This is a genomic window from Pseudomonas sp. C11 (assembly GCF_034683865.1).
Lineage (GTDB): Bacteria > Pseudomonadota > Gammaproteobacteria > Pseudomonadales > Pseudomonadaceae > Aquipseudomonas.
Map to the genome: position 1 here is coordinate 551,700 of NZ_JAWIIP010000001.1, position 20,556 is coordinate 572,255.

Consider the following 20,556-nt stretch of genomic DNA (forward strand, 5'->3'; position numbering starts at 1 on the left):
GCGACTCTGGAGTCGCCTTTTTTGTCTGCCCACGACGTGGCAGCTGGTCACGAAAGCGATCCCATCTCGCTCCGTCTTTCAGCTCGTAACCTGGGTCATCGAAACTTGTCTAGCCTGCAAGCTCAGACGAATGAACAGGACAGCAAAGAGCAAATCGATCACCCCGTAGATGGCATAGAACGCACCGGTCAATGGATGAGTTCGCAGTAATTCCGGCAACTGCAGGAAGTGATCATTCAGCCACAGCCCCCAGCTCACGACATACGCCAGCTTTACCAAAGCGAAGACTGCCAGCAGCCCCGATGCCTGCCGATGGATACCGGCAGAGGCCAGGTAGGCCAGCCCCCAGAACATGATCAGCAACAGGCCGAAACGCGAAAATACCTCAGGGCTCAGGGTGATCAGCGTGTCGTTGCTGAACACCTGCGAAAACAACGGCACACCGAGCAGGTTGGTCGCCCCGGCGCACATGAGCACCAGGCGACCTTGTTTTTCAGATACATGCTTCATCGTGCAGGCACCTCCCCGACCACGGTGGTGCGAAACATTTCTCGGCGCATGCCATGGTAGTCGGCGATCGGCATGTGCCAGGTACAACGGTTGTCCCAGATCGCCAGGGTGCCCTGATACCAGCGCATACGGCAGCCAAATGCCGGCGACTGCGCCAGACCGAACAGATAGTCCAGCAGCGGCTGCGCCTCCTCGGGACGCAAGCCACGGATGCCCGAGGTGTAGGCGGGATTGACGAACAGCACCTTCCTTCCGGTTTCCGGGTGGCGCGTAACCAAGGGATGGCAACGCACCTCCGCCGAGGTGTCCTCGCCATATCGAATCGCCATGTTTTCCAACAGGGCGTTGTGCCTGGCGTTGACGCCATAGGCCCGCTCGGGGCTATGAATGCCGTCAAGGTCTGCCAGCAACGCCTGCAAGGTCGGCGAAAGCCAGTCGTACACCAATGTCATGTCGATGTAGCAGGTATCACCGCCGTAGACCGGAATGTCATGCCCATATAAAAGGGTGAACGCTGGCGGTCTGGCCTGGAAAGTCCAGTCAGTATGCCAGGCACCTCCGAATACGAATGGCGCCTTCTCATCCGCCTCCTTCACCACATGAACGACATGGGGATGCTCAGGCATGCAGGTGACATAGGGTTCATGACCAAAGTCGCCAAGATGTTGGGTGACGCGCTCCAGATCCTCGATGCCGAGACACTGGTCGCGCACGAAAACGACCTTGTGTGCCAGCAACGCCTGACGCAATTCGGTAAAGCCATCGTCGTCAAGGTTGCGCAAATCCACCTCATCGACCTCAGCACCCAGCGCGCCCGATACGGGCCGAACCCTGAAGTGTCGATAAACGGACGCACGATTGTTACCAGGCAGGACATGGACGAACTCATTCATTGTTGTATTTCTCGCTGTGCTTGACCTGCTGCGAGCATGGCCCCGCCGCCAGGCACCGACCATGATCATCGATGCCAAATCATGATCATCACTGCCAGAGAAACAGGCTATACCCGTATTTTCAGCCACGGAGTCCGATCAGCATGGACTGGCGCCAGAAACGCTCAACAACCGGAGTTCGCTACCTGCTGCAAACGGCTCGCGCCCAGGGTATGCGCCTCGATCAATGCCTGATGGGCAGTGCCATCGATCTCGCTCAGCTCGACGACCGCAATGCACGGATCGAGGCCTGGCAGGAACTGGCAGTGATCCGTAATCTCCTGGCGCAAGGCGATCGCCCGGGGCTTGGGTTCAGCACGGGAGAGCGCTATCACCTCACCTCGCTGGGCCTGCTTGGCTTCACGATGCTGGCCAGCCGCACGCTGAACGAAGCCTTTGCCACCTTCAGCCGCTTCCAGAGTATGGCGCTGACACTATGCCCGACCCGTTTGGAAAACGACCGCCGCGGCACATGGCTGCTGTTCGATGCCAGTGTGCTGCCGCACGATACACGGGCCTTCGTCATCGAGCGTGGCCTGGCCGCCTGCCTGCGCGTTACTTCGGAGTTACTGCAGCGCCCAGCCTCGCCGCTGGCCGTCGACATTGCCGTTCGTAGCGCCGATGAACATAGCCACCTGCTGGAACGCTTTCCCTATCCGCTGAATCTGGGCGCCGCACGCAACGGCATTCTATTTTCGCTCGAAGAGCTGCAGAGCCCGTTACCACAAGCACATCCGGATGCTCAATTGCAGGGCGAACAGTGGTGCGAGCGCCAGTGCCTGGAGATCACTCACATCCAGCCCGATGGCATCACGGCGCGAATGGTGCAACAGGTTCTGCTCCGGCGGGCGGGCGAACTCCTGTCATGCCGGGAAGTGGCAGGCTATCTCGGCCTTTCGGAGCGCACGCTGCACAGACGCCTGGCCGATGAAGGACAACGCTTCCAGAGCCTCAATGAGCGAGTCAAGCAACGCCTGGCTGAGGAACTGCTCGGTAGCACGCAACTGGATCTTGGCAGCATCGCGCAGCGCCTGGGATACGCCGAGGCGGCCAGCTTCTCGCGTGCCTTCAGCCGCTGGACAGGCTGCCCACCGAGTCGATGGCAGCGACAGGCGCAACACTGAAGCGTGCCCATCGACTGCAACTCGATCAGTTGGCCATTACGCCAAGCCAACCCGCCGCAGATGATAGGTGGCCTCATCCAGTGCCTTAAGATCATGACGGATAAATTTCCAGTTACCCGCCAACACATCCTCGCGCTGCAGCTCGTCCACCTGCCAGACCCGCCCGAAACGCTCGCGCACTTCGGCATCACTGACCGAGAAAGGCGGCCCATCCATGCGAGCCTGATCGTAATCCAGCGTCACCAGCAGGCCCTGGCAGTTGGCAGGCAGAATGCCATGCAGGTGAGCGGCGTAACGCTCGCGCATTGCCGCTGGCAGCGCAATCAGCGCCGCACGGTCATAGAACGCCTGGCAGCCCGCGACATCCTCGGCCGTGAGCGCGAAGAAATCCCCGCACCAGAGCGCCAGCGCCCCCGCGCTGTAGATGCGAAACGCACCGTGTTCGTTCACCTGTGGCTGCAGGCCATGTTCTTCGAAGAAAGCCTGTACCGCCTTCTCCGCCAGCTCGACGCCCAGCACCGCATGCCCCTGCCCGGCGAGCCAGGCCAGATCCAGGCTCTTGCCGCACAACGGCACCAATACCTGACTGCTTCGAGACACCTGCAACCTCGACCAGTGCCGCAGCAGATAGGCGTTGACCTGATCCTGATGAAAACCGATCTGATCCCGCGTCCAGCGCTCCTGCCAGAAAGCTTCGTGCATGTCTTTGCCCCTCACCTAAACTGAAATTCACTGCCCAACGCCGCGAAGTGCCATCATGCCTGCACGCCATGCTCGCTGTCTGACGTTGCTATTATTGCTCACGCTCCCAGCCGTGCATGCCGAGGAAAAATCGCCCGTTCGTCTCGATACCAGCCTCGATGAGCCTTATCAGGTCTCAGTCGATGGTGAGCTGGGTGGCCAGTCGATCCGAGTACTGGAATGCATCTTCGACCATCTGCAGCAACCTTATCGCATTCAACTCACCTCACTGAGCCGCGCCCGGCAGAACGTCAGCCGTCATATCGCCGACGGCTTCTTCAGTTCCGCCCCTGACAACCGCGTGGACGGCTACGCCCGGCTTTCGGCGCCACTGCTGGCGGAGAAATGGTACTGGTACGCGCTGGATGCACGGGTGCTCAATCGACCGATCTGGGATCGCAATCTGCGCATTGGCGCTGTACTGGGCAGCAACAGCCTGACCTGGCTGGAAGCGCGCGGGATCAATGTCGTGCAAAAGGTGGCACGCCTGGAACAACTGATCGAGCTGCTCCAGCGCGAGCGCATCGACCTGTTCCTGGCCGACGAAAATGCCATGCGCAGCGCCCTGCCCCAGCAGCCCTTGGCACAACCGCTGCAGCAGCGCTTCGTACGCTATTCACCGCTAGGTGTGTACTTCTCCCATGATTTTCTCGAACTCCACCCGGACTTTCTCAACGCCTTCAACCGCCAGGTGGAACCCTGCGCCCCACGCGGCAGCAAGCTGACCGAAGAAGAAGCCGATTATCTGCGCCAACTGACGGCTCAGCATCTGCGTCGCTGGGCCTACCATGACGATCTACTGAACGCATTGCGCAAAGCTGACGCACGTAACACCAGTGATGCCCGGATTCAGGAGCTGGATCGGCAATGGCTGCGCGAGCGCCTGCTGGAGGAAAAACCACTGATCCGCAGCCTGCTTCAGGCACCGCCGTCGCGCCTGCTGATGAATGTTGCCGAGCAATACCATCCGTTATTCAACGAACTGTTCCTCAGTGACCGCTCGGGTCAACTGGTCGCCATTAGCGAGATCACCAGCGACTACTGGCAGGCCGATGAGGACGACTACCAACAGGCCAAACGCCTGCGGCCAGGCGAGATCCATATTGGCGACATCGAATACGACGGCTCCACGCAAAGCTTCCAGAGTAAGGTGTCAGCGCCGATTCACGACCCGCTCGACGGTCACTTCCTCGGCGTACTCAGCCTGGGGATCAATATCGAAACGGCCTTCGGCGACAGCTCTCGCTAGACATCCAAATCTTCGATAGTTATGGCGCAGAATATGCGTTATTCATCGATAGGTTACCCGACGAAAATGGTGGCTCGTTCATGGAGGTGCTCATGCTGCCATCGCTGTTCATTTCCCACGGTTCTCCCATGCTGGCCCTCGATCCCGGGGCCAGCGGCCCTGCGCTGGCACAACTGGCGGCTCGCCTGCCCCGCCCTCGGGCGGTCGTGGTGGTTTCCGCCCACTGGGAAAGTGATCGACTGCAGCTCACCGGCTCGGCAACCCCTGCCACCTGGCACGACTTCTATGGCTTCCCACCCGAACTCTATGCCGTGCAATACCCTGCGCCGGGTGAGCCGCAACTGACCGAGGAGGTCGTCGCCCTGCTCGCCCGCGCCGGGCTCGCGGCTGACGTCGATCCACAGCGGCCCTTAGACCATGGCGCCTGGGTGCCCATGTCGCTGATGTACCCTGATGCCACGATTCCGCTCGTGCAACTGTCGCTGCCCACCCGCCAGGGCCCGGAAATGCAGACGCGCGTCGGCCGCGCCCTGACCGAGTTGCGTGCGCGTGGCGTGTTGCTGATCGGCTCTGGCAGCATCACCCATAACCTGCGCGAACTGGATTGGCACGCACGCCCGGACATGGCCACCGCCTGGGCCGGCGAATTCCGCCAATGGATGGTCGAGCATCTGGCCGCCGACGATGGTCAGGCCCTGCACCACTACCGTCAGCTCGCGCCCTATGCGGTGCGTAACCACCCGAGCGACGAGCACCTGCTGCCCCTGTTCTTCGCCCGAGGCGCCGGTGGCGCCTTCAACATCGAGCACAGCGGCTTCACCTACGGCTCGCTGGGCATGGACATCTACAGCTTCGGCTGAAGGCGCATCAATTCAGGTCGAACCCAGGTCACCTCCAGGTAGTCGGAATCGGTAAGCCCTTCCTTGCGGAGAAACCGACATGCACTATCACTGGGATCTGATCGAGCGCCTGCTGCGCGAGGCGCAACATTCTGCCGGCAAGCCATTCGCTCCCCGCCACTATGCCGAGGAGTTGGCTGACGAACTGCAGCGCGCGGGTGACCCTGTCGACGACCTGGATCACTTTCGTGCCGAGGCCACGCGTTATGAAGCCAGCCTGTTGAGCGCTGACTTCATCGCCCCACGCCCGGAAAACGAAGGCGGCAATGGCGAGAACTTCGTCCTGACGCCACGCGGCGCGCAACTGCTTGCCATGCTCGACAGCAGCATTCCCGGCAGCGAACATCCGCGCCAGGTGCTCGACGATGCCGGCGAAGCGGCGCTGACGCCCGAGGTGTTCGACCGACTTGCCCTCAGGGCGACGCTCGGCGAAACGCAGTGAGCGTCTGCACCATGAAAAACGCCGCGCCCGGCTAACCGGACGCGGCGTTTCAGATCACCTGGCCCGGCTCGACCGGGCTACGGATCAATCCTCGCGATAGCGACGCAGCTTCAGTGCCTTGCCGGCGACGCGGGTGTCCTTGAGCTTGCCGAGCAGACGATCCAGACCATCTTCCGGCAACTCGACCAGGCTGAAGGTCTCGCGGATCTGGATGCGACCGATGGCTTCGCGCGCCAGGCCGCCCTCGTTGAGGATGGCGCCAAGCAGGTTCTTCGCGGCGATACCGTCACGAGTACCCAGCGCAGTACGGCAACGCACGCGACCCTCGGTCAGCGGCAGCGGCGCACGACGTTCGCGGTATTCGCCGCGCTCACCACCACGCTCGCCGCCACGATCACCATCACGCTCACGGCGCTCACGCGGCGCACCGCCAACACCCGGCACCAGGGGCTGCTCACGCTCCACGGCAGCCAGATCGAGCGCCTGGCCATTGGTGGCCTTCTTCAGCAGCGCAGCGGCCAGAGCACGCGGGCTGCAACCGATGTCGGCGGTCAGGCGGTCGAGCAGATCGCCATGACTGGCTTCCGCATCGGCCACCAGCGGCGCCAGGCTGCTGGTCAGTTTCTTGATGCGCGCATCGAGCACTTGCTGGGCGTTCGGCAGTTTGACCTCACCGACCTTCTGCCCGGTCACACGCTCGATCACCTGCAGCATGCGGCGCTCACGCGGCGTCACCAGCAGCAGCGCACGACCTTCACGGCCGGCACGACCGGTACGGCCGATACGGTGAACGTAGGACTCCGGGTCGTACGGCATGTCGACGTTGAATACGTGAGTGATGCGCGGCACGTCGATACCACGAGCGGCCACGTCGGTGGCAACGACGATATCCAGACGGCCGTCCTTGAGCGAGTCGATCACACGCTCACGCTGGTTCTGCGCGATGTCACCGTTCAGCGCAGCAGCCTTGTAGCCCTTGGCTTCCAGCGCAGCGGCCAGATCCAGGGTGGCTTGCTTGGTGCGCACGAAAGCGATCAGAGCGTCGAACTCTTCCACTTCCAGCAGACGAGTCACGGCATTGATCTTCTGATCGGCGTGGATCATCAGATGCGCCTGCTCGATGCGCGAGACGGTCTGGGTCTTGGCAGCGATCTTGATGTGCTGCGGCTCACGCAGGTGTTTCTCGGCGATGGCACGGATCGAATGCGGCAGGGTGGCGGAGAACAGCACGCTCTGGCGGCTTTCCGGCATGGCTTCGAAGATGATCTCCAGATCGTCCATGAAGCCCAGCTTGAGCATTTCGTCGGCTTCGTCGAGTACCAGATACTGGATGGTCGACAGCACTTTCTCGTCGCGACGCAGGTGGTCGACCAGACGGCCCGGGGTGGCGACGATAACCTGTGCGCCCTGGCGAATGGCTTTCAGCTGCGGGCCCATCGGCGCGCCACCGTACACGGCGACCACGCTCAGGCCAGGCATCTGCTTGGAGTAGGTTTCAAAAGCGGTGGCAACCTGCAGAGCGAGCTCGCGAGTCGGGGCGAGAATCAGTGCCTGTGGTTCACGCTTGGCCGGGTCGATCTTCGACAGGATCGGCAACGCGAATGCAGCGGTCTTGCCGGTACCGGTCTGGGCCTGGCCGATCATGTCGTGGCCGGCGAGGATCACCGGGATGGCCTGCGACTGAATGGGCGACGGCTCTTCGTAACCGACGGCGGTCAGAGCGGCGAGAATATTGGGGTGAAGTCCGAGTGCGGCAAAGCCGCCGATTTCCTGGGTCATGGGTCTGCCTCAGTGCATCCGCAAAGACCCAGGAACAAAGGCTGCACGTGCCATGTAGGACCTTGTGGGTCACCCTGGCAGCCGATAGACGGGCATTTGCGAAAACGATGGATGAAACGTCAAGAGTAGTTCGCCGCAGCGAACCGACAACGAAGCCAGGCTTCGTGATAGTGACGAGGCCGTTTTGGCCGGGCGCGGATCATACAGGATTTTTCGCCCTGGGGGACAGGTTTTTCGCTCGCTGCAGCCCCTAGCTGGCTGGCCGCAACGACTCGATCAATGGTTGCAGCGAATAGCCCAGTTGCGCAGCCAACTCGCCCGCACGCGCCTGCAGCAAGGCGAAGTCCAGTTCCTGCTCAAGATTCGCAGGAATCAGCATGACCACGTTGCCCTCCTTCACCGGGCATTCCCAGTAATGGCGGTGAAACAGGCCACGCAGCAGCGCCGCGCCCAGCGGCTTGCCATCATTGGCCGCCCACTGGTTGATGATCAGCCAGCCACCGGGGTTCAGCTTGGCCTGGCACTGCTCGAGAAAATTCCAGGCCAGGTGGCCGACACCCGGCCCCTGGTCGGTGTAGAGGTCGAGGAAGATCAGATCGGCGGTTTCCGCGCTGGGCAGCAATTCGATGGCATCGCCGATACGAATGGTCAGCCGAGGATCATCGTCGAGACCGAGAAACTCCATGGCCAGGCGCGGTACATCCGGGCGCAGCTCGATAGCCTCGACATCTTCCAGTGGCAGGAACTTCAGGCAGGCCTGGGTCAGGTTGCCGGCGCCCAAGCCGAGAAACAGGGCGGTTTCCGGTTTTTCATGCGCCAGGGCACCAAGCAGCATGGCGCGCGTGTAGTCGTACTCCAGCCAGCTGGGATCGGCGGGAAATACGCAGCTCTGCTCGATGCACTCGCCGAATTCGAGAAAACGATAGGCGCCAATCTGCACCACGCGGATCACACCGAAGGCATCGCGCACTTCGGCAAGCAGGACTTCGTCCAGCTTCTGCATTTCTTCGCTCGGCGGTAACCCCGGCATGTCCTTGCTCCTGCTCCTCACGCCTCAGCCCTGCGGCCCGGCAACCGCGCCGATTGTCGGCGATGCGCCCCACGCGGTCACGCGATAATTGCGCGGCGAGCCTGCGGGCTTATCGGTTACCATGCGCACCGCCTCAATCGCCGCTAGAGATGCACCATGTCGCACGCCTGGAGTCCCGAAAGCTGGAGGGCCAAGCCCATTCAGCAGCAGCCCGAATACCCTGATGCAGCGCACCTGGCGCGCGTCGAACAGACCCTCGCCGGCTACCCGCCGCTGGTGTTCGCCGGCGAGGCGCGCGAGCTGCGTCGCCAGTTCGCCGAGGTCACCCAGGGCCGCGCCTTCCTGCTGCAGGGCGGCGACTGCGCCGAGAGCTTCGCCGAGTTTTCCGCCGCGAAGATCCGCGACACTTTCAAGGTGCTGCTGCAGATGGCCATCGTCATGACATTCGCCGCCGGCTGCCCGGTGGTCAAGGTCGGGCGCATGGCCGGCCAGTTCGCCAAACCGCGCTCGTCCGGCAGCGAAACTATCGATGGCGTCACCCTGCCCGCCTACCGTGGCGACATCGTCAACGGCATCGGTTTCGACGTCGCCAGTCGCGTCCCCGATCCCGAGCGCCTGATGCAGGCCTATCACCAGGCCACCGCCAGCCTCAACCTGCTGCGCGCCTTCGCCCAGGGCGGCTTCGCCGACCTGCATCAGGTGCACCAGTGGAACCTCGACTTCATCGCCAATTCGGCGTTGGCCGAGAAATACCACCAGCTCGCCGGCCGTATCGACGAAACCCTGGCCTTCATGCGTGCCGTGGGCATGGACAGCGCACCGCAACTGCGGGAAACCAGCTTCTTCACCGCACACGAAGCGCTGCTGCTCAATTACGAGGAAGCCTTCGTCCGTCGTGATAGCCTCACCGGCCGCTGGTACGACTGCTCCGCGCACATGCTGTGGATCGGCGACCGCACCCGTCAGTTGGACGGTGCCCATGTCGAGTTCATGCGTGGCATCGAGAACCCCATCGGCGTCAAGGTCGGCCCGAGCATGGATCCGGACGAGCTGATCCGCCTGATCGACGCGCTCAACCCGGACAACGACCCGGGCCGCCTGAACCTGATCGTGCGCATGGGCGCGGACAAGGTCGAAGCGCACTTCCCGCGCCTGCTGCGCAAGGTCAAGGAAGAAGGCCGCCAGGTGCTGTGGAGCTCCGACCCCATGCACGGCAACACCATCAAGGCCAGCAGCGGCTACAAGACCCGCGATTTCGCGCAAATCCTCGCCGAAGTTCGGCAATTCTTCGCCGTGCATCAGGCCGAAGGCACTTATGCCGGCGGCATTCACATCGAGATGACCGGGCAGAACGTTACCGAGTGCATCGGTGGCTCACGGCCGATCACCGAGGACGGCCTATCCGACCGCTACCACACCCACTGCGACCCGCGCATGAACGCCGACCAATCCCTGGAACTGGCCTTCATGATCGCCGAGACGCTGAAGCAGGTACGGCGCTGACCCCTTGCGCCCTGGCCACTGGCCAGGGCGCGAACCAGCTCGCACTTCTCGTGTGCGGTATCCGGCATAATGCCGCCCCAACGCGAGCACCGACCGGTGCAAACGACGCTACCCAGCCGGAAAGGACTCGCGGCCGACACCTCCAACAAGGATGATGAATCATGCAACTGCGCACCACCCTCTCCGCCTTCGCCCTCTCCAGCGCCGTACTGCTGAGCGGCTGCCAGAACATGTCCCCCGACGCCATGATGCAATCCGGCCTGATGGCCGTGCAGGCCGCAACCCTCAGCGATGCCGAAGTCAAAAGCATGTCCGACAAGGCCTGCGCGGAAATGGACGCCTCCAACTCCATCGCCGGCCCGGACACCTCTTACGGCAAGCGCCTGAACAAGATCGCCGCCAACCTTGGCAATCAGGTCAACGGTACGCCGGTCAACTACAAGGTCTACCTCAATGACGAGGTCAATGCCTGGGCCATGGCCAACGGTTGCGTACGCGTCTACAGCGGCTTGATGGACGCAATGAACGACAACGAAGTCGAAGGCGTGTTGGGTCACGAGATGGGGCACGTTGCCCTCGGCCACACCAAGAAAGCCATGCAGACTGCCTACGCCACCTCCGCCGCGCGCAACGCCGCAGCTGCCTCGGGCAACGGCACCGTCGCCGCGCTCTCTGCCTCGCAGTTCGGCGCACTGGGCGAGCAACTGGTCAACGCACAATTCTCGCAAAGCCAGGAAAGCGCGGCCGACAACTTCTCCTTCGACCTGCTGACCCAACGCAACATCCCCCGCGAAGGCCTGGTAACCGCATTCGAGAAGCTGGCCAAGCTCAGTGGCGGCGAGAGCAGCATGTTCGACTCGCACCCGGGATCCACCGAGCGCGCCAACAATATGCGCAATCGTCTGGCGGGTAAGTAAGGAAGGCGCTCAGGGGCTGCGTCGCAGCCCCTATATCTTTGAGAAACTGCCATGTCGATACTGCGTAACGGCCTGCTATCGCTCACGCTACTGCCGCTCGGCGTCTGGGGTGATTACGATGAACAGTACCAGGCCTGCATGGACGCCAACGGGGTGATCAACAACTCCAGCGTCGCCAGTTGCGCCGAAGGCGTGTCCGAAGCGGTAAAAAAGGAAATGAACCGTGTCTACCAGCAGCTTTTTCTGAAACTGCAGGAAAGCGCCCCAGGAGATGCCGAGCAACTGGAAGCGACACAAAAGGCCTGGCTGATTTACCGAAACGGCCAGTGCGATCTACAGGGCAAGCATGTCGGCTCACCGATGTACTACACCTGTCCCATGGAGCTGAATATCCAGCGCTTGGAGGAACTGAAATTTCTCTTGGAGAACGGTGGCTAGCCCAGCAGCTTGCGCAGACTGACGCCAGGCGCCAGCCACACCTCATCCAACCCCAGCCAATGCGCCAGCGCCTGCAACGAATCGCTCAGCGCCTGACGCGCCTCCTCACTCAGCACAGCTTCCTCCAGATGCACGGCATGCACCGCCAGGCGCCTGGCCGCACGCTCGCTGCGCAGATCCACCCGCGCCAGCAAGCGTTCGTGGTGCAGAAACGGCAACACGTAGTAGCCATACACGCGCTTGGCCTGCGGGGTGTAGATCTCCAGCCGATAGCGGAAGCCGAACAGCCGCTCGGTGCGTTCGCGCGCCCAGATCAGTGAATCGAAGGGGGACAGCAACGCGCTGTGACGCACGCGCCTGGGGATGTGCGGCTCGCCGCGGCAGTAGGCCGTCTGTCGCCAGCCCTGCACCGCGACCGGTAGCAACTCACCCGCCTCCACCAGCTCGGCGATACGCTGCTTGCTGTCGCCGGCATCGAGTCGGTAGTAGTCGCGCAGATCCTTTTCGGTTGCCACGCCAAGGGCATCGGCCGAACGCAGTAGCAGGCACCGCTGCGCTTCGTCTTCATCCAGTTCGGCATGATTGAGCAGCTCGCCCGGAATGATCCGCTCTGGCAGATCGTAAAGCCGCTCAAAACCGCGACGGCCGGCAACGGTGACCTCGCCTGCGGCGAACAGCCATTCCAGCGCCGTTTTCTCCGCGCTCCAGTCCCACCAGGGCCCGGCCTTCTCGGTGCGGCTGCTGAGGCTGCCAGCACCCAACGCGCCGCGCTCGCGCACGGCCTGCAGCACGGCCTCGATCACGTCGCGTCGCTCCACACCAAAGCGCGCCAGGCCAGCGTAGATACCCTGGCCACCCGCCGCCCGACGCATGCGCCAGCGCAACAGCGGATAGAGCTCCAGCGGCAGCAAGGAAGCCTCGTGCCCCCAGTATTCGAACAGTCGCCTGCGCCGCGCGCGGCCCCAGGCCAGTTCGTCGAGATGCTCGGCCTGGTAATGACCCAGGCGGGAGAACGCCGGCAGGTAGTGCGAACGCACCAGGGCATTGACCGAATCGATCTGCAGCACGCCAAGACGCTCGATCTGCGTCTGCAAATGCTTATGGGCGATGGCACCACGCGGCACACGACCGAAGCCCTGGGCTGCCAGGGCCAGGCGGCGGGCTTCGGCGAGGGAAAGAGAGAAAGTCATGAGAGGCCGTCTGCCCTAGAGCACACCAAAGGCGCTCAACGCAGCAATTTGCCCAGCTCGCGCAAGGCCACGGCCTTGTAGCCCCATACCAGCTTCAGGTTGTAGCTCATGTCGCGCCAACTGGTGAAGGTGCGCCAGATGAAGATCATCACTTTCAGGCGCTGGAAACGACGGTAGCGAACTTCGATATCCGCAGGGCAGAACGCCGTCGTGGTGATCTGATTCGCCGCGTAGGGCAGCGAGGGATCGCGCAGGTTGTCACGCTCGGCGATCTCATGCAGCTCGGTACCCGGCAACGCCACGGCCAGGTTCATGCCAGGCCATACGCCATAGCGGAAGTAGCGGGTCAAGGCGTAGCGGAAGGTTGCATCGATCTCCTCGAGCCGCTCGCCCGGCAGGCCGACCACGTAGAACGCCATCAGGCGCAAGCCGACCTGGTCGGTATAACTCATGAGGTCGTCGACTTGAGACAAATCCAGGCGCTTGCGCACCACATGATCCAGCACTCGCTGCACGGCTGACTCGATGGCCACCACCAGATGCTGACACCCGGTTTCCTTCGAGCGGCGCACACGCTCCAAAGTCCAGCTATCGCCACGTACGCCATTAGGCGTATCCCAGGGAATGGACGGCGAGAATTCCGCGAGCACATCCAGCAACTGGTCGAAACGAGCCGTATCGTGGGTGAGGTTGTCGTCTTCGAAATGCAGGTAGTCCACCGCGTAGCGCTCACGCAGCAGGTTCAGGTGGCGCCGTACGTAGTCGGCCGAATGCGGCCGCCAGCGATAGCCCATGGTCGCCTGAATCGAGCAGAAGGTGCACTGGTGCGGGCAACCCCGGCTGGTGATGACGGTAACGGCGCGCTTGCCCCATTCGCGCGTACGCGGTGAGAAACCATTGGCCTGCAGCTCGAAGTAGCGCTCGACGTCGACCATGTCATAAGCCGGCAACGGCAGGTCGTCGACGGACTTGATGAAACTGATCTTGACCCGCGGATTCTTGCGCAGCAGCCCGGCATCCTCCGGCCGGCCGAGCACGCCCTGGATCTGCGGATGCTCGCCAATCTCGATGCACTGCAAGAGCGCATGCAGGCGCTCCTCGCCCTCGCCCACCACCACATAGTCGATGGCGGGATGAGCCAGCACGTCCATGGGGAACACCGAGGCATGAGGCCCACCGATCACCACGATGGCATTGGGTAGTTGTTCCTTGACGATCTCGGCCGTGCGCAAGGCGCGCTCGAACTGGGCCGAGAACATGTTGGAGATCCCCACCACGTCTGGCGCGGAGGCCACGATACGTGCCGCCATCTCCTGCTCGTCGTCGCCGAAGATCGTCCGACGCCCCTGCGGCGTGTCCATCTCGCTGAAGCGCGCGCTCATGCGGGCATCGTAGATGTCGATGCTGCCATTCCACTGCTGCTCGCGCAGGTAGGCAGCCATGGAAAGAATGCCCAGCGGCAGGCTCACTTGCGGCCGGGCATTGACGCCATCGAAGTGCACCAGTTGATGGGGAATGCACAGCATCAGTTTCAGGGGGCTCTTGGGCATCTTCTTATCCGAGCAATCACGCAGGCGCACACAATACCTAAAACGGGTCGTGCTGCTAAGCAGTCTCTACCTCTGGCTTCGAGAAAGGTTGTCGGAAGGTGAAAGCCTGCGCCGTCGCGCCATGTTCGCGCAGATAAGCCAAGCGCTCGGCAGCCTCGACCACGCTAGGCCGATGCCCGGCCGGCACCCACCACAACACCTGATGCATCTGCTCGACGCGCGCGAACCATTCGCGGCGGCGCTTGAGCATTTCGGCATGCGCCGACTTGTAGACGTAATCGCTGAGGGACTGCACGTCCTGCCAGACCGACATGTTGACCAAAACATCGTCGCCAAAGGGGCGGATAGGCGTGGCGTCGCCCGCTTCGTCCTGCAAGCGCCAGACATAGCCGGGCGCGGCTTCGGCCAAGGCGTTGATGCGTTCCAGATTGGCCACGAAGTCGGCCATCTCCGGCGACTCCAGCGGCGCCTTCATCAAGGCGATATTGAGTTGGGCCAAGTGGTAAGCGGACAATTTTCAGCCTCCTTGCAAGTAAGCGTTCAGGGTTGCTGCGGCAAGCCACGCCAGTCTGCCAGGCGTCGACGCAGCCAGGCCTCGCTGCTGACCAGGGTGATGCCACTGAGCACCAGCGCGGCGCCGATGATGAAGTTCAGCGTCAGCGGCTCGTCCAGCACCAGCACGCCGAAGGTCACTCCGAACAACGGGGTCATGAAGGAAAACACCGCCATGTTCGAGGCCAGGTAGCGGCGCAGCAGCCAGAACCAGGCCAGGTAGGTGAAGAACGACACCACCACGCCCTGCAGCACGATGCTGCCAATGGCGAGCGGGCTCCAGCGCACCTGGCCGAGGTCAACCACCGCCAGGGCATAGCCGAGCAACAGGACGAAAGCCACGGCCAGTTGGTAGAAGAGGGTCAACCCGGCGGGTGCTTCGGACAAGCGCGAACCACGCACCACCACGGTAGTGGCGCCCCAGGCCATGCCCGCACAGAGTCCCAGCGCATCGCCGAGCAGGATACCGCCGTCGATATCGGCCCAACTGCCACCGACACCGAAGGCCATCACCACGCCAGCGAAGCACAGCGCGATACCCAGCCACTGCAGGCGGCGCAGACGCTCGCTGGGCAGCAGCAGATGCAGGCCCAGCGCCGAGAAGATCGGCGCGGTATAGAGAAACACCGCCATGTGCGAGGCCGAGGTATGGCGCAGGCCGAGGGCGATGAAGAAAAACTCCAAGGCGAACAGCACGCCAGCCAGCACGCCCGCGCGCCAGGTGCAGCCGATCCAGCCCTGCCAGCCGCGCTGCCAGAGCAACAGCAGGCCGACCAACACGGCGGCGATCCCCGAACGCAGGGCCACCTGCAGCATGGGCGCAACATCGGGCGCCGCCAGCTTGATTGCCACCTGCTGGCTGCCCCAGATGGCACAGAGCAGCAGCATCAGCTGGAACAGGAACAGATCGGCACCCTTGCGTACAGCAGTCATCACATTACTCCGTCATTCATTTGCGCAGCGGATCATCCCAGAATGGCCGCTCACTTTCCTGCATCACGTCGGCACGGGTCAGCCCCAGATCCTTCAGCGCCGCCATATCCAGCGCGGCCAACTGGCGGCGTTCACGCGCCAGTTGCTGCCAGCGGCGCAGTACGCGCCAAATACCGGCCACACTCGGCAAGCGCCCAGACGGGATGGCCTGAGCCATCGCATACCCTTTCTGACTTTTCATCTCGGTGTCCTCCCTGTGGGGTTGGCACCAGTCTCAGGCCAGGCTTATGATCAATCCAACGAATGTTTCTTATGCAACCCATCTTGAGAGTTGATGAATGGCCTATCACCCCAGCATCGATACCGAGTTGCTGCGCAGCTTCGTCGCCATCGCCGATACGGGTGGCTTCACCCGCGCGGCCGACGCGGTGAACCGCACCCAATCGGCGATCAGCATGCAGATGAAACGGCTGGAAGATGACGTGGTGCAGCGTCCCTTGTTCGAGCGCGACGGCCGCCAGGTTCGACTGACGCCGGAAGGTCAGGTGCTGCTGGGTTACGCGCGGCGCATCCTCAAGTTGCATGGCGAGGTGCTCAATACCCTGCGTGAACCGCACATGGTCGGCGCCGTGCGCATCGGCACGCCGGATGATTACGTGATGCGTTTTCTGCCGGAAATTCTCTCGCGCTTCGCCCAGGCCTACCCGCTGGTGCAGGTCGAGGTGCACTGCGAACCCTCCGGGCAATTGCTGCAACGACAGGATCTCGACCTGACCATCGTCACCCGCCAGCCGGGCAAGGAGATCGGTCAACTGCTGCGCCAGGAGCGCTTCGTCTGGGCCGTGGCGCAAGGCTTCGCCCCGCACGAGCAGACGCCCATGCCGCTGGCGATGTTCAACGCCGACTGTTTCTGTCGCGAGTGGGCGTGCAACGCGCTGGATGCGATGAGCCGCCCCTACCGCATCGCCTACACCAGCCCCAGCCTGTCGGCAATCTTCGCCATAGTGCGCGCAGGATTGGCAGTGACCGCGCAACTACAGAGCCTGATCACCCCGGATCTGCACATCCTTGGCGAAGCCGAGGGCCTGCCGCTACTGCCATTGACCAGCATCGTGCTGCTGCGTCGGGAGGGCAGCCAATCGCCGGTAACGGAATGCCTGGCTGAGCATATCGTCGAGGGGTTCAGGCTCTAACCTGTCGACGTTTTGCGCATGACCTCGGCGGCACTCAGGACTTGTTCGCCTGCTTGCCGCTCGAATCGCCATTGCATTTGGGCTCGACGGTGAACGTCCGGGACACATCCACGGCCCCCAGGTGTTCCAGGGTGCGCCGACCGATCAGCACCGGATAGATCATCTTGCCGCGGTTCTTCAGCGAGAATTCTTCGTTGTAGATACGGTCGCCGATGCACATCTTCAGCTTGACCACCGGGCGTCTCTCTTCGCCGCCCGCCCCTCTGACCTTGACGTTTCTTTCGACGCGCCGCTCGAAGGGGATACTCACCGTCTTTGCGCTCTTGCTGTCTTTCACTTCCACATTGAAACGTACCCAGTGCTCGCCGTCTTTCTCGAAGCGTTCGAGATCTTTCGCATCCATCGACGAGGTCAGGGCACCGGTGTCCAGCTTGATCTTCAGTGCGGCCTTTTCAGGCAGCAGCAGCCCTTCCTCCACCCATCCATAGACACGGGGAGAAGGTGAATCCGTCTTCGAATGCACCGCTGGCGAGGACATCATCGCCAGCATCAGCGCTACAGCGGAAGCAGTTACAGGGGGCATGGCCATCGACAGCTACCTCGGTTGTGAAAAGCCCACCCTACTCGGGTGCAGGTCAATTTTTCGTCAAATGGCCTGCCCGCTTGTCGCAAGCCAGGTAGAGCCGCCTCCTTGAGAGTGGCCGGGTCAGATTTCAGTTCAGTGTGTAAGACGAACCGGAGCGCCAGCCGCGTAGAACGGAACGGGGCGCCCTAGGCGCTAACGTGGGAGGGGCTTTAGCCGCGATTCGCCGCTAAAGCGCCTCCCACAGAAGCCAGGCGACAACACACGTCGTCACTCGGCGTGATCCACCCGACTCATGGCCTGGCGCTCGTAGCGCGGATAAAGGTGGCTGACGCTGCGGACCAGCTCATAGCGGCTCAGATTCACCTGAGCGAAGCGCTCGGGGATCGGCGCGCGGATCAGCTCGTTCATCTCGGCGCCCTGCTCCGCGCCCTCGCGCATCAGGCCATCGAGCCAGCCCAGGTAGTCGCGCATCTGCGCAAAAGGCGCTGCATCTGTGGCCAGCGGGCCGTGGCCGGGCACGATCTGCTTCCAGGGCAGCGCTTGCAGGCGATCCAGATCGGCCAGCCAGACATCCAGCCCAGGCGTGTTCGGCGTGGTCAGCGCGCGCTGGTAGAAAAGGATGTCACCGGCAAACAACACGCCCGTACGCTCGTCGAGGATCGCCAGGTCGGCTCCGGTATGGCCGCGCAGCGCCAGCAGTTGCAGGCGCCGGCCGCCGATCTCCAGCGTGCCTTCCTGCACCTCTTCGGTGGGCAATACCACTTCGGTGCCGCGCATCCAGTCGCCCACCAGGCGATACATATTTTCCGCCATGGCGTCGCCCTGCTCGGCCAAAAGCTTCGCGGTACCTGGCAGCGCGGCGATGGGCACGCCGGCAAACGCCTGGTTGCCCAGCACGTGATCCGGGTGATGGTGAGTCAGCAGCACACGCAGCACAGGTTTGCCGGTGGCGTGCTCGATGCTCTGGCGCAGCGCCTCGCCGTAGCGGCGCGACGGCCCGGTGTCGATCACCACCACACCCTCAGCGGTTTCGATAAAGCCGACATTGACGATATTGCCGCCGTTGTCCGGGGCGAAATTGTCGGTGCTGCCTTCCACCAGCCAGACCCCCTCGGCGATCTGCCGGGGTTGCAGGTGGTAGTCGAGCGCCTGGGCCAAGCCGCTACCGAGAGCCAGCAGAAACAGTATCCAGCGCATGCTCTTCTCCTCGAAATCGAGATTCGCCCCGGGGCGGGGCTCCTACAGACAAGGCGGCGAGCGCTGCTACTCCTGTGGGAGCCGCGCCCCGCGGCGAATGCGCATGCCGTCAGAACTCGGCCTGGAATTCGTTGCCGTTGTTATCGCGCAACCACAGTTCGGCGTGACGGTCACCGCGCAGGTCGAAGGTCAGCGTCGGGTTCTCGCTGACCGCCGGGAACAGCTCCAGGCGCCCCAGCACTTGGCCGTCCGCATCACGCAGTTCGGCCCGTTCGATATAGAACTCGGGAATGCCACCGACCAGACCGTTATCCATCGGGTGCGACACCTGCAGGCGCAGGCGGCTGTCCTCGCCGCGCAGGTAGCGCTTGCCCAGCACCTGTCCGAGGCGCTCCTGCCAGCCGGCTTCGGCGCGCACCACGCTGGGCGCCGTGCAGCCACCGCCTGCGGCCTCCACCCGTGCCGAGCCGATATGCCATACGCCATCGTCGGTCAGCACCGCCGCACGAATCGGCGTGGCCTGCTCGACCCGGATGCGAATGGCCAGGGTCGGCTCCAGCGCGGCGCTGGGGGTGAAATCGACGATACGCGGGATGGGGTTGAGCTCGGCCCAGGCCAGGATGCGTTTGACCTTGCCGCCATAAGCGCTGGCGTCGATCTGGATCGGCACCTGGCGCGCGTCTTCGGCGAAAGGCGGCACTTCGAGGCGCACCTGTTCGTCGAAGACGAAGGGCTCGCCGTTCAACAGGCGCTGGTGGTAGTAGTCCCACATCACCGAAGCGACCGGATCGGGGGCAGCGGCTCGCGCCTCCCAGGCCCAGACGAACAGCGCAAGCAACATCAGGCTACGCCAATCCATCGTTCACCTCCGCTGCGGTTGCAACCGCTATTGGTATTGTTCGGGCTTCTCGAAACGCAGGCCGTACTGCCCGTAGAGGCGCTCCAGCGAACCGTCGAGAATCAGTTTTTCAAGCTGTTCTTCCAGGGCATAGGCGAGTTGCCGGTTGCTTTCATGCACCGCCATGCCGATGTCCCAGATTTGCCGGCCCATGTCCGGGTAGGCGTTCTCGGCCAGCGCCAGTTGCGGATCATTGGCCTCGTGCAGCAGCCAGTCCACCTCGCCGCGCAGGGCCATCACGGCGTCCACCTCACCGGCACGCATGGCCGCGAAGGCCAGGGTCGGCGACGGGTAATGCCGTGCCTGCGAGCGCAGCAAGCCCTCACGCGCGGAGCTGAGGTAGAACGATGGCACGCTGTCCACCTCGACGCCAATCGGATGCGTCTGCAAGGCATTGATGCTTGGCACCTCGGCCAGGCGACGGCGATCGAACGCCAGTTGCCAGCGCTCGCGCTGATAGGGGCCGAACATCACCACGCGCTCGTTGACCAGCTCGCCCAGTTCGTTGCGCATCTGCGCGTAGTCACGGTCGTAGGGCACGCGCAGCATCAGGTCGGCCAGCTCGCCCTGGGCGGTGACCCGGCCACGCCAGATGTAGTCGCGCAGGTCGTCGTCAAGCTTCTCACCGGGCGGCGCCCAGATCACCTGCAGCCTCAGGCCCAAGCCTTCGGCCAACGCCTTGGCCAGCTCGTAGTCGACGCCACGCGGCTGGCCCTCCTGCTCGAAGCTGTAGGGCGGGAAGTTCTGGTACAGCGCCACGCGCAACACGCCCTCTTCCATGATGCGGTCGTAGTCACGCACCTGTGCCTGGGCGACGCCCAGGCACAGCAACAGGCTGCCAAACAGGATCAGCCGGCGCATGGCCGCGAAGATCGTGAAGCACGAGCGCAGCA

Annotated in this window: 21 protein-coding genes and 1 pseudogene; 8 read left to right on the top strand and 14 right to left on the bottom strand. The window is 63.0% G+C overall.

Going from position 1 to position 20,556, the window contains the following annotated elements:
- Positions 1–78 precede the first annotated feature (78 nt).
- Positions 79–510, bottom strand: a complete 432-nt coding sequence (locus tag VC352_RS02455) for a hypothetical protein (RefSeq protein WP_322977986.1) — start codon at positions 508–510, stop codon at positions 79–81.
- Positions 507–1,403 (bottom strand): TauD/TfdA family dioxygenase, encoded by an 897-nt coding sequence (locus tag VC352_RS02460; RefSeq protein ID WP_322977987.1) that lies wholly within the window; start codon positions 1,401–1,403, stop codon positions 507–509. Before VC352_RS02460 ends, VC352_RS02455 begins: the two co-directional genes overlap by 4 nt.
- Before the next feature lie 143 nt (positions 1,404–1,546).
- On the opposite strand from VC352_RS02460, the gene VC352_RS02465 reads away from it, so the two are divergent.
- On the top strand, positions 1,547–2,566 hold the full coding sequence (locus VC352_RS02465) for an AraC family transcriptional regulator (protein WP_322977988.1): 1,020 nt from the start codon (positions 1,547–1,549) through the stop codon (positions 2,564–2,566).
- A gap of 36 nt (positions 2,567–2,602) precedes the next feature.
- Here VC352_RS02465 and VC352_RS02470 read toward each other — a convergent pair whose 3' ends face one another.
- On the bottom strand, positions 2,603–3,268 hold the full coding sequence (locus tag VC352_RS02470; RefSeq protein ID WP_322977989.1) for a thiopurine S-methyltransferase: 666 nt from the start codon (positions 3,266–3,268) through the stop codon (positions 2,603–2,605).
- A 94-nt stretch (positions 3,269–3,362) separates the two neighbouring features.
- Here VC352_RS02470 and VC352_RS02475 point away from each other — a divergent pair, with 94 nt between their 5' ends.
- From VC352_RS02475 to VC352_RS02485, 3 genes are all read left to right on the top strand, one after another.
- Positions 3,363–4,556, top strand: coding sequence for a PDC sensor domain-containing protein (locus tag VC352_RS02475; RefSeq protein ID WP_322977990.1), 1,194 nt, complete (start codon positions 3,363–3,365; stop codon positions 4,554–4,556).
- A gap of 92 nt (positions 4,557–4,648) precedes the next feature.
- Positions 4,649–5,416: a class III extradiol ring-cleavage dioxygenase gene (locus VC352_RS02480; RefSeq protein WP_322977991.1), complete on the top strand. Its 768-nt coding sequence runs from the start codon at positions 4,649–4,651 to the stop codon at positions 5,414–5,416.
- Between the two features lie 79 nt (positions 5,417–5,495).
- On the top strand, positions 5,496–5,897 hold the full coding sequence (locus tag VC352_RS02485) for a transcriptional regulator (RefSeq protein ID WP_322977992.1): 402 nt from the start codon (positions 5,496–5,498) through the stop codon (positions 5,895–5,897).
- Positions 5,898–5,981: 84 nt separating this feature from the next.
- On the opposite strand, the pseudogene VC352_RS02490 reads toward VC352_RS02485, so the two are convergent.
- A pseudogene (locus VC352_RS02490) lies at positions 5,982–7,708 on the bottom strand (DEAD/DEAH box helicase).
- A 218-nt stretch (positions 7,709–7,926) separates the two neighbouring features.
- On the bottom strand, positions 7,927–8,706 hold the full coding sequence (locus VC352_RS02495) for a spermidine synthase (protein ID WP_322977993.1): 780 nt from the start codon (positions 8,704–8,706) through the stop codon (positions 7,927–7,929).
- Between the two features lie 156 nt (positions 8,707–8,862).
- Here VC352_RS02495 and VC352_RS02500 point away from each other — a divergent pair, with 156 nt between their 5' ends.
- From VC352_RS02500 to VC352_RS02510, 3 genes are all read left to right on the top strand, one after another.
- Complete coding sequence (locus tag VC352_RS02500; RefSeq protein WP_322977994.1) at positions 8,863–10,209, top strand: class II 3-deoxy-7-phosphoheptulonate synthase; 1,347 nt, start codon at positions 8,863–8,865, stop codon at positions 10,207–10,209.
- 161 nt (positions 10,210–10,370) lie between these two features.
- Positions 10,371–11,126 carry a M48 family metallopeptidase gene (locus VC352_RS02505; RefSeq protein WP_322977995.1) on the top strand — a complete coding sequence of 252 codons (756 nt, stop codon included), beginning with the start codon at positions 10,371–10,373 and terminating at the stop codon, positions 11,124–11,126.
- Positions 11,127–11,177: 51 nt separating this feature from the next.
- A complete protein-coding gene (locus tag VC352_RS02510; RefSeq protein WP_322977996.1) occupies positions 11,178–11,564 on the top strand; it encodes a lysozyme inhibitor LprI family protein in 387 nt (128 codons plus the stop codon).
- On the opposite strand, the gene VC352_RS02515 is transcribed toward VC352_RS02510, so the two are convergent.
- Genes VC352_RS02515 through VC352_RS02535 form a run of 5 tightly spaced genes read right to left on the bottom strand, consistent with a single transcriptional unit; the run spans position 11,561 to position 16,030 of the window.
- A complete protein-coding gene (locus tag VC352_RS02515) occupies positions 11,561–12,754 on the bottom strand; it encodes a winged helix-turn-helix domain-containing protein (RefSeq protein WP_322977997.1) in 1,194 nt (397 codons plus the stop codon). The genes VC352_RS02510 and VC352_RS02515 overlap by 4 nt on opposite strands.
- A gap of 35 nt (positions 12,755–12,789) precedes the next feature.
- Positions 12,790–14,304 carry a B12-binding domain-containing radical SAM protein gene (locus VC352_RS02520; RefSeq protein ID WP_322977998.1) on the bottom strand — a complete coding sequence of 505 codons (1,515 nt, stop codon included), beginning with the start codon at positions 14,302–14,304 and terminating at the stop codon, positions 12,790–12,792.
- Positions 14,305–14,359: 55 nt separating this feature from the next.
- On the bottom strand, positions 14,360–14,818 hold the full coding sequence (locus VC352_RS02525; RefSeq protein ID WP_322977999.1) for a DUF3291 domain-containing protein: 459 nt from the start codon (positions 14,816–14,818) through the stop codon (positions 14,360–14,362).
- Between the two features lie 26 nt (positions 14,819–14,844).
- Positions 14,845–15,789, bottom strand: a complete 945-nt coding sequence (locus VC352_RS02530; RefSeq protein ID WP_322978000.1) for a DMT family transporter — start codon at positions 15,787–15,789, stop codon at positions 14,845–14,847.
- A gap of 16 nt (positions 15,790–15,805) precedes the next feature.
- Positions 15,806–16,030, bottom strand: a complete 225-nt coding sequence (locus tag VC352_RS02535; RefSeq protein ID WP_322978001.1) for a DUF1127 domain-containing protein — start codon at positions 16,028–16,030, stop codon at positions 15,806–15,808.
- Between the two features lie 97 nt (positions 16,031–16,127).
- Between VC352_RS02535 and VC352_RS02540 the strand changes: the two genes are divergently transcribed.
- Positions 16,128–16,982: a LysR substrate-binding domain-containing protein gene (locus tag VC352_RS02540; RefSeq protein ID WP_322978002.1), complete on the top strand. Its 855-nt coding sequence runs from the start codon at positions 16,128–16,130 to the stop codon at positions 16,980–16,982.
- 34 nt (positions 16,983–17,016) lie between these two features.
- Here the strand turns inward: VC352_RS02540 and VC352_RS02545 are convergent, their stop codons facing one another.
- The 4 genes from VC352_RS02545 to VC352_RS02560 all read right to left on the bottom strand — a co-directional run bounded on the left by VC352_RS02545 (position 17,017) and on the right by VC352_RS02560 (position 20,524).
- On the bottom strand, positions 17,017–17,571 hold the full coding sequence (locus VC352_RS02545; protein WP_322978003.1) for an ATP-dependent zinc protease: 555 nt from the start codon (positions 17,569–17,571) through the stop codon (positions 17,017–17,019).
- A gap of 264 nt (positions 17,572–17,835) precedes the next feature.
- Positions 17,836–18,765 (bottom strand): quinoprotein relay system zinc metallohydrolase 1, encoded by a 930-nt coding sequence (locus tag VC352_RS02550; protein ID WP_322978004.1) that lies wholly within the window; start codon positions 18,763–18,765, stop codon positions 17,836–17,838.
- 109 nt (positions 18,766–18,874) lie between these two features.
- Positions 18,875–19,624 (bottom strand): quinoprotein dehydrogenase-associated SoxYZ-like carrier, encoded by a 750-nt coding sequence (locus VC352_RS02555; protein ID WP_322978005.1) that lies wholly within the window; start codon positions 19,622–19,624, stop codon positions 18,875–18,877.
- Between the two features lie 27 nt (positions 19,625–19,651).
- Complete coding sequence (locus VC352_RS02560) at positions 19,652–20,524, bottom strand: substrate-binding periplasmic protein (RefSeq protein ID WP_322978142.1); 873 nt, start codon at positions 20,522–20,524, stop codon at positions 19,652–19,654.
- Positions 20,525–20,556: the final 32 nt, after the last annotated feature.

Coding starts and splice junctions, on each gene's coding strand:
- VC352_RS02495 (WP_322977993.1), bottom strand. CDS start 8,706: ATGCCGGGGTTACCGCCGAGCGAAGAAATGCAGAAGCTGGACGAAGTC.
- VC352_RS02480 (WP_322977991.1), top strand. CDS start 4,649: ATGCTGCCATCGCTGTTCATTTCCCACGGTTCTCCCATGCTGGCCCTC.
- VC352_RS02540 (WP_322978002.1), top strand. CDS start 16,128: ATGGCCTATCACCCCAGCATCGATACCGAGTTGCTGCGCAGCTTCGTC.
- VC352_RS02470 (WP_322977989.1), bottom strand. CDS start 3,268: ATGCACGAAGCTTTCTGGCAGGAGCGCTGGACGCGGGATCAGATCGGT.
- VC352_RS02560 (WP_322978142.1), bottom strand. CDS start 20,524: ATGCGCCGGCTGATCCTGTTTGGCAGCCTGTTGCTGTGCCTGGGCGTC.
- VC352_RS02500 (WP_322977994.1), top strand. CDS start 8,863: ATGTCGCACGCCTGGAGTCCCGAAAGCTGGAGGGCCAAGCCCATTCAG.
- VC352_RS02460 (WP_322977987.1), bottom strand. CDS start 1,403: ATGAATGAGTTCGTCCATGTCCTGCCTGGTAACAATCGTGCGTCCGTT.
- VC352_RS02510 (WP_322977996.1), top strand. CDS start 11,178: ATGTCGATACTGCGTAACGGCCTGCTATCGCTCACGCTACTGCCGCTC.
- VC352_RS02545 (WP_322978003.1), bottom strand. CDS start 17,571: ATGGCCATGCCCCCTGTAACTGCTTCCGCTGTAGCGCTGATGCTGGCG.
- VC352_RS02505 (WP_322977995.1), top strand. CDS start 10,371: ATGCAACTGCGCACCACCCTCTCCGCCTTCGCCCTCTCCAGCGCCGTA.
- VC352_RS02520 (WP_322977998.1), bottom strand. CDS start 14,304: ATGCCCAAGAGCCCCCTGAAACTGATGCTGTGCATTCCCCATCAACTG.
- VC352_RS02465 (WP_322977988.1), top strand. CDS start 1,547: ATGGACTGGCGCCAGAAACGCTCAACAACCGGAGTTCGCTACCTGCTG.
- VC352_RS02550 (WP_322978004.1), bottom strand. CDS start 18,765: ATGCGCTGGATACTGTTTCTGCTGGCTCTCGGTAGCGGCTTGGCCCAG.
- VC352_RS02485 (WP_322977992.1), top strand. CDS start 5,496: ATGCACTATCACTGGGATCTGATCGAGCGCCTGCTGCGCGAGGCGCAA.
- VC352_RS02535 (WP_322978001.1), bottom strand. CDS start 16,030: ATGAAAAGTCAGAAAGGGTATGCGATGGCTCAGGCCATCCCGTCTGGG.
- VC352_RS02515 (WP_322977997.1), bottom strand. CDS start 12,754: ATGACTTTCTCTCTTTCCCTCGCCGAAGCCCGCCGCCTGGCCCTGGCA.
- VC352_RS02555 (WP_322978005.1), bottom strand. CDS start 19,624: ATGGATTGGCGTAGCCTGATGTTGCTTGCGCTGTTCGTCTGGGCCTGG.
- VC352_RS02530 (WP_322978000.1), bottom strand. CDS start 15,789: ATGACTGCTGTACGCAAGGGTGCCGATCTGTTCCTGTTCCAGCTGATG.
- VC352_RS02455 (WP_322977986.1), bottom strand. CDS start 510: ATGAAGCATGTATCTGAAAAACAAGGTCGCCTGGTGCTCATGTGCGCC.